This window comes from Aeromicrobium sp. EU05-FHT14F07 (assembly GCF_058790455.1).
In genome coordinates, this window is sequence record NZ_JBYTCR010000016.1 from 103,649 (window position 1) to 109,999 (window position 6,351).

Consider the following 6,351-nt stretch of genomic DNA (forward strand, 5'->3'; position numbering starts at 1 on the left):
TCACTCCTTGCTCTCGTCAGGGCTCCGGCCGGATGATGACAGACGAAGATGACACGTCGATGAACCCTGCAACCGTCACACGCGCGGAGCGGGCGCACGGGCGACCGTCGCACCTCTGGCATCGACGATCCGCAGGCCGGAGACGTCCTGCCGGGCGACCGCGGCGTTGACCCGGCAGTGCACCTCGACCGGCGAGCCGAGGAACCCGCCCGCCTCGACCTCGCGGCCGGCCTCGTCGACGACGTAGACCGCGTAGACCGCGCCCGGACGCGTGCGCCGCACGTCGAGCACGGCCTCGGTCCCCCACGTGTGCGCGACGAACGCCGCCTCCACGTAGGCCGGCTCGCGGCTGTCCCCACGCACCGGCTCGAGCGTCTCCACGGCACCGAGCGTGCCGGGCGGGCCCACGACCGGACGCTCATCAGTGACGGCCTGCAGGGCGAGCGTCCCACCGGAACCGGCCAGCACGAGCAGGGCAGCCGCCAGCACCAGGCGTCCACGGCGCCGGCCGACGGTGGCGGTCGCGGTGGGTCGTCCTCCCGACGCTCGCCCGGACGTCGCAGCGACGCCGAGGGACGCGACGCGTGCGTCGAGCCGCTGCGACGGCTCGGCGTCCAGCCAGCCCTCCCCGTCGGGAGCACGCCAGGCCCCCAGCCCCTCGACATCGCGACGCAGTGCCTCGAGCTCCTCACGCGCCTGCGGGTCCGCGCGCAGCAGGGCGTCGAGCTCGGCCTGCTCGTCGGCGTCCAGGGCACCCGTGGCAGCGGCAGCCAGCAGCTGCTCACGACGGTCCGACGTGGTCATCGACTCTCCTCTCCCTCGTCGAGGATCGCACGCAGGGCTCGCAGCGCGTGGAACATGCGCGTGCGCAGGGTCGCGACCGGCACGCCGTCGCGCTCCGCGAGCTCGTCGTACCCGAAGCCCTCCAGCCGCACGGCCACGACGACCCGGCGGTGCGCGTCGCTCAGCTGGGCCAGCGCCCACACCAGCGTCACGTGGTCCAGCGTCCGTGAGAGGTCCGCGTCGCGGGTCGCCGACTCCTCGACCTGCTCCCCCGACGCGGGCGCGGGCCGGCGTGCCCGCGCCCGCACGGCGTCGACGACGACGTTGCGGGCGATGGCGAACAGCCACGTGCGCTGCGAGGCGCGCGCCGGGTCGTAGCGGTCCCGCGCCTGCCACGCGCGCGTGAAGGTCTCCTGCACGCACTCCTCGGCGAGTCCGCGGTCGCGGAGGGCGTTCACCATGAAGCCCAGGAGGTCCCGGCCGTGGGCGGCGTACGCGGCACGGACGTCGAACCCGCGAGCATCCATCCGGCCGTCCTCTCGCGCTCGGGTCCGCACCACCGTAGCCACGCGAGGACGACTCGGCAGATCGATCACCGACGTCGCGCTCACGCAGAGGTCTACGCGCGCCACCCCGTCACCGTTCACCGATCCGCGGGGAGAAGAAACCCGGTCGACGACGTGAACGCGACGTCGTCGACGGACGTACACCCCGCGAGCGGGCGTCGTCCGGCGCCTCACGACGAAGGGACCACCATGACCGTGAAGCGCGCCACCCGATGGACCGGAGCGGGAGTCCTCGCGACGACCGCGACCCTGACCCTCGGCGCCCTCGGGTCCACCGCCTCGGCCGACACCCCCGACCCCGTCGACCCGCCGGAGACCTTCACGAGCGCCTTCGTCGTCGACGCGACGCCGCAGCAGGTCGTCGGCACCGACGGCACCGTCGGCGTCGGCCAGCCGGGCGCGACGGGTCGCTTCGAGTTCCTGGTGAGCTCCGACGAGGAGGTCATCTGCTGGAACATCACGCTGAACAACGTGGTGACGCCGTACCAGAGCCCTGCCAAGACCGCGACGCACATCCACGAGACCGGCGCCGGCGTCAACGGCCCGCCGCGCATCGCCTTCCCGAACCCGACCCCCGCCGACGACCCGACCGCGACGGTGCGCACCAGCACGGGCTGCTCGGAGGGTCCGTTCACCACCGGTCTCGCACCCAACGGCACCGACACCGGCACCGGCTTCACCCTCGCGCAGCTCGAGGCGAACCCGGCCGGCTTCTCGGCCGACACGCACACCGCCGGCTTCACCGCGGGCGCCGTGCGTGGTCAGCTGGTCTTCAGCCAGGAGCTGCTGGACGCGGCGAACGCGGTCGAGGAGGAGCCGGTTCCCCCCACCGACGGCGAGCCCGCACCGGGCGAGGACGCCGCTGACGTCGGCGAGGAGCGGGAGCTGCCGGTCAACGGCGTGGACACGGGGCAGGGCGGCACCGCCGGCTCCCCGACCCTGCTGCCCGTCGCGGCCCTGACGCTGCTCGGCCTCGGCGTCGCCGGTGCCGCCGTCACGCGGCGTCGCCAGGGTGCCTGAGCGCACCCGCGTCGCCCCGGTCGTCCTGCTCGCCGTCCTGCTCGTCGCGCTGCTCTCGGGGTGCGGCGGGCAGGGCGAGGCGGCCGAGGAGGCGCCTCGCAGCACGCCCAGCACCTCCGCGACCGCTGCGGCACCGACGAGCCCGGCAGCCGACCGCGCCGCCGCTCCCCCGAGGAGCGTGACGATCCCGTCGCTGGGTCTCGACGAGGAGCTCGTCGACCTCGGCATCGACGACGCGAGCGGCGAGCTCGAGGTGCCGAAGGACCCAGCCCGCGTCGGCTGGTTCACCGGCGGCGGCAAGCCGGGCGAGACCTGGCCGGTGGTCATCGCCGGCCACAAGGACTCGCGCACGGGCCCGGCCGTCTTCGCCCGGCTCACTGAGCTGCAGGTCGGCCAGCGGGTGAGCGTCGTCGACACCCGGAACCAGCGTCGCACCTACGAGATCACCGAGGTGCGCGACGTGCCCCAGGACGGCCGCTTCCCCACCGACGACGTGTACGGCGAGACCGGCGACTCCCAGCTGCGGCTGATCACCTGCACCGGTCCGTACGACCGCGGCGTCGGGCGGTACACCGAGAACCGGGTCGTGTTCGCCGCCGAGGTGTGAGACCGGGAGGTCCGGTCAGAACAGGCCGGGCCGCTCCAGCGCGAGCAGGATGCGCTTGCGCTCGACGCCACCCGCGTAGCCGGTGAGCGAGCCGTCGGACCCGACCACGCGGTGGCAGGGCACGACGACGGGCAGCGGGTTCGCCCCGTTCGCCGCACCGACCGCGCGCGAGACGACGGGCTCGTACCCGAGGCGCCGTGCGACGTCGGCGTAGCTCGCGGTCTCGCCGTAGGGGATCCGGCGCAGCTCGCCCCACACCTTCTTCTGGAACTCGGTGCCGTCGTTCGCGAGCGGGACGTCGAAGTCGTGCCGCTCGCCCGCGAAGTAGGCCGCCAGCTGCTCCTCCGCGAGGTCGAGGACGGGGTCGGCGACCCGTCGGCCGACCGGTTCCGCGTCGAACTCGATCCTCGTGAGGAGCCCGGCCGACGCGTGCAGCCGCAGGCCTCCGATCGGTGAGTCGATCCATCGGGTGCTCATGCTCTCGATCCTCTCGTGCGCTGCTCGGCCTGGCGGGCGAGGTGCTCGGTCCACAGGTGCATGCCGGCGTAGGAGCGCCAGGGGCTCCACCGTCGGACGTCGTCGGCCGACGCGCCGCGGGCGTCGAGGATGCGGCGCAGGACCAGGTCGGTGTCGAGGAGCACGTCGGGGTCGCCGAGACCGCGCATGCGGACGTAGCCGACCGTCCAGGGCCCGATGCCCGGGAGCGCGAGGAGCGCGCGGCTCGCCTCGTCCCGGTCGACGCCGACGTCGAGCGAGAGGTCGCCCGCGGCGACCGCGTGCGCGAGCCCGACGACGGTGCGTCCGCGTGAGCGCGGCATCGGGAGGGCCTCGGGGTCGAGCGCGGCGAGTGCCTCCGCCGTCGGGAACGCGTGGGTGAGCCCGTGCTCGTGCGCGAGGCCGAACGTCACCGGCTCCCCCGCCGTCGCCAGCACACGGCTCAGGACCGTCCTGGCGCCGCTGACGGAGACCTGCTGCCCGACCACGGTGCGCACGGCGGTCTCGACCGCGTCGACCGTCCCCGGCACCCGCAGGCCAGGACGGGACACGACGAGGTCGGCCAGGTCGACCGCGTGCGGGCCCGGCTCGGCCAGCGCGGTGTCGACGGCGGCAGGGTCGGCGTCGAGGTCGAGGAGGTGACGCAGTCGTGCCACCGCCGCGGTGAGGTCGCGCTGGTCGGCCAGCTCGAGCCGGACGGCGACGTGGTCGTCGTGCAGCACCATCTCGGCGACACCGTTCCCGTGGGGCAAGGTCAGCACGCGCGCGAACAGTCGCCCGTCACCACGCTCCAGGCCCGGCACGGCGTGGTCGGCCAGGAACCCGGCCAGCGCGTCGACATGGAACGGCTGGCGGACGGCGAGCCGCAGGTGCAGCGCACCGCCGACGGACGCACCCGCGGCGCCGTGGGCGCGCAGCTCGGTCGGCGTGCGGGCGAACGCCCGCCGGAAGGCGTCGTTGAACTGGCGCACCGACGAGAACCCCGACGCGAACGCGACGTCGGCCATCGACAGCTCGGTCGTCTCGACGAGCACGCGCGCCGTCCGCGTGCGCTGCGACGTCGCGAGCGCGAGCGGACCGGCGCCGAGCTCCTGCGTGAGCATGCGGGTGACGTGCCGCTCGCTGTAGCCGAGCCGGCGCGCGAGCCCCGGCACCCCCTCACGCTCGACGACGCCGTCGCGCACCAGCCGGACGGCACGGCCGACCACGTCGGCGCGGACGTCCCACTCCGGCGACCCGGGCGTGCAGTCGGGGCGGCAGCGTCGGCAGGCGCGGAAGCCGGCGGCCTCCGCGGACGCGGCGCTGCGGTGGAACTCGACGTTCTCGCGTCGCGGGGTCCGCGCCGGGCACGACGGCCGGCAGTAGATGCCGGTCGTGCGGACCGCCGTGAAGAACACGCCGTCGAACCGTTCGTCCCGCGAGCTCACCGCCCGGTACTGCGCCTCGACGTCGTCCACACCCCCATCCTGCCCCGACGGACCTGACGTCTCTGGCGGGATTCGGACGTGGCCGTGGGGCGTCAGCGCCCGCGCTTCCTGCGGCGCACCATGACGGACTTCCCGTCACGCTTGACCTCGAACAGGTCGATCGCCTCGATCAGCCCGCTGAACTTCGCGTACCCGTAGTTGCCGGGCTGGATGGACGACTGGTTGCGGATCTGGTCGCTCACCTGCGACAGCTGCGCCCACCCGTCGTCGTCGGCGGCCTCCTCGACCGCCGTGCGCAGCATCCGGACCAGCTGTCGGTCGCTCTTGAGCGTCGCGCCGTCGACCCGCTGCGACGGTCGGGTGCGTCCGGCGGCGGGCTTCGCGGCCGTCACGTCGACGTCGTCGGGCGTCTCCACCCCCGGCGCGTCCTCGACGTCGTCCTCCGTGTCGTCGTCCTCACGCAGGGTCTCGAGCTTGTAGAACGTCGAGCAGGCGTTCTGGAACGCCTTCGGCGCCTTCTCCCCGCCGAACCCGAGCACCTCGGCGCCCGACTGGCGCAGCCGCATGACGAGCGGCGTGAAGTCTGCGTCGCTCGACACGATCGCGAAGCCGTCGGCCACCCCGGCGTGCAGGAGGTCCATCGCGTCGATCACCATCGCGATGTCGGACGCGTTCTTGCCCTTCGTGTACGCGAACTGCTGCACCGGCGCGATCGCGAACTCCTGCAGCCGACTCTCCCACCCCTTCAGGTGCGAGTTCTTCCAGTCACCGTACGCACGCCGGACGTGCGCGTTCCCCGACTTCGCGACCTGCGACAGGATCGCGCCGATCTTCGAGGCGGGCGCGTTGTCGGCGTCGATGAGCACAGCGATGCGAGCAGGAGGCATGGGTCCACCCTAGGGGCGTGGGGTGAGACGCCGAACCACCCGTCGGCGGGGTGTCGGGCGGGGGCGGGGGGGGTTGTCGTTCGGGTGGGCCTTCTCGCTCGGGTGGGGCTGCGCTGGTGTGGCTTGTCTCTCGGGTGGGGCTGCGTCGGTGCGGCTTCTCGCGGAGGTGGGGCTGCGTCGGCGCGGCTTCGACTCGTCCTGCGCTCCGAAAGGGCCTCGACCGGGCGGTTGGGCGGGAGCCGGCTTCGGGTCTCGGGCTGCGGCCCGCGCTGTGGAACGCAAGGATCTGCGTTCGTGTGCGGAATGGCGAAGGGTTATGCGTTTGCTACGGGATCCCGTCGTGAACGCAGAAGCGTTCCGATCTCAACGCGCGAATGCACAATCTTGGGTGCCCTTTGCGTCGGGGAGACGAAGGATTCTTCCTTCTCGTGGACCGTTCCACGAGAAGGAAGAATCCTTCACGCCCTGGCCCCGTCAGCGGTGGATCTGCCACCTGAAGAGCGCTCTTCAGGGTGTCTCTTATACACATCTCCGAGCCCACGAGACTAGAGAATACATCTAGGGTG

7 protein-coding genes are annotated in these 6,351 nt (G+C 73.1%); 2 read left to right on the forward strand and 5 right to left on the reverse strand.

Annotated elements, in window-relative coordinates; translation table 11 throughout:
- Window positions 1-75 precede the first annotated feature (75 nt).
- Complete coding sequence (locus AC3WRM_RS14335) at window positions 76-804, reverse strand: hypothetical protein (RefSeq protein ID WP_492249094.1); 729 nt, start codon at window positions 802-804, stop codon at window positions 76-78.
- Window positions 801-1,310 carry an RNA polymerase sigma factor gene (locus AC3WRM_RS14340; protein ID WP_492249095.1) on the reverse strand — a complete coding sequence of 170 codons (510 nt, stop codon included), beginning with the start codon at window positions 1,308-1,310 and terminating at the stop codon, window positions 801-803. Before AC3WRM_RS14340 ends, AC3WRM_RS14335 begins: the two co-directional genes overlap by 4 nt.
- A gap of 228 nt (window positions 1,311-1,538) precedes the next feature.
- On the opposite strand from AC3WRM_RS14340, the gene AC3WRM_RS14345 reads away from it, so the two are divergent.
- Both AC3WRM_RS14345 and AC3WRM_RS14350 read left to right on the forward strand, forming a co-directional pair.
- On the forward strand, window positions 1,539-2,369 hold the full coding sequence (locus tag AC3WRM_RS14345) for a CHRD domain-containing protein (protein ID WP_492249096.1): 831 nt from the start codon (window positions 1,539-1,541) through the stop codon (window positions 2,367-2,369).
- Entirely contained in the window at window positions 2,362-2,976 is a 615-nt protein-coding gene (locus tag AC3WRM_RS14350) for a class F sortase (RefSeq protein ID WP_492249097.1), read from the forward strand. The genes AC3WRM_RS14345 and AC3WRM_RS14350 overlap by 8 nt, the downstream gene beginning before the upstream one ends.
- A 15-nt stretch (window positions 2,977-2,991) precedes the next feature.
- On the opposite strand, the gene AC3WRM_RS14355 is transcribed toward AC3WRM_RS14350, so the two are convergent.
- The 3 genes from AC3WRM_RS14355 to AC3WRM_RS14365 form a co-directional block, all read right to left on the reverse strand.
- Window positions 2,992-3,453, reverse strand: a complete 462-nt coding sequence (locus AC3WRM_RS14355; RefSeq protein WP_492249098.1) for a methylated-DNA--[protein]-cysteine S-methyltransferase — start codon at window positions 3,451-3,453, stop codon at window positions 2,992-2,994.
- Window positions 3,450-4,928, reverse strand: a complete 1,479-nt coding sequence (locus AC3WRM_RS14360; RefSeq protein ID WP_492249099.1) for an Ada metal-binding domain-containing protein — start codon at window positions 4,926-4,928, stop codon at window positions 3,450-3,452. The genes AC3WRM_RS14355 and AC3WRM_RS14360 overlap by 4 nt, the downstream gene beginning before the upstream one ends.
- Window positions 4,929-4,990: 62 nt before the next feature.
- Complete coding sequence (locus AC3WRM_RS14365; protein ID WP_492249100.1) at window positions 4,991-5,785, reverse strand: NYN domain-containing protein; 795 nt, start codon at window positions 5,783-5,785, stop codon at window positions 4,991-4,993.
- Between the last annotated feature and the right edge of the window lie 566 nt (window positions 5,786-6,351).

What these genes read in the sequence shown, in the direction of transcription:
- AC3WRM_RS14355 (WP_492249098.1), bottom strand. Translation starts at nt 3,453, where the DNA reads ATGAGCACCCGATGGATCGACTCACCGATCGGAGGCCTGCGGCTGCAC.
- AC3WRM_RS14340 (WP_492249095.1), bottom strand. Translation starts at nt 1,310, where the DNA reads ATGGATGCTCGCGGGTTCGACGTCCGTGCCGCGTACGCCGCCCACGGC.
- AC3WRM_RS14365 (WP_492249100.1), bottom strand. Translation starts at nt 5,785, where the DNA reads ATGCCTCCTGCTCGCATCGCTGTGCTCATCGACGCCGACAACGCGCCC.
- AC3WRM_RS14345 (WP_492249096.1), top strand. Translation starts at nt 1,539, where the DNA reads ATGACCGTGAAGCGCGCCACCCGATGGACCGGAGCGGGAGTCCTCGCG.
- AC3WRM_RS14335 (WP_492249094.1), bottom strand. Translation starts at nt 804, where the DNA reads ATGACCACGTCGGACCGTCGTGAGCAGCTGCTGGCTGCCGCTGCCACG.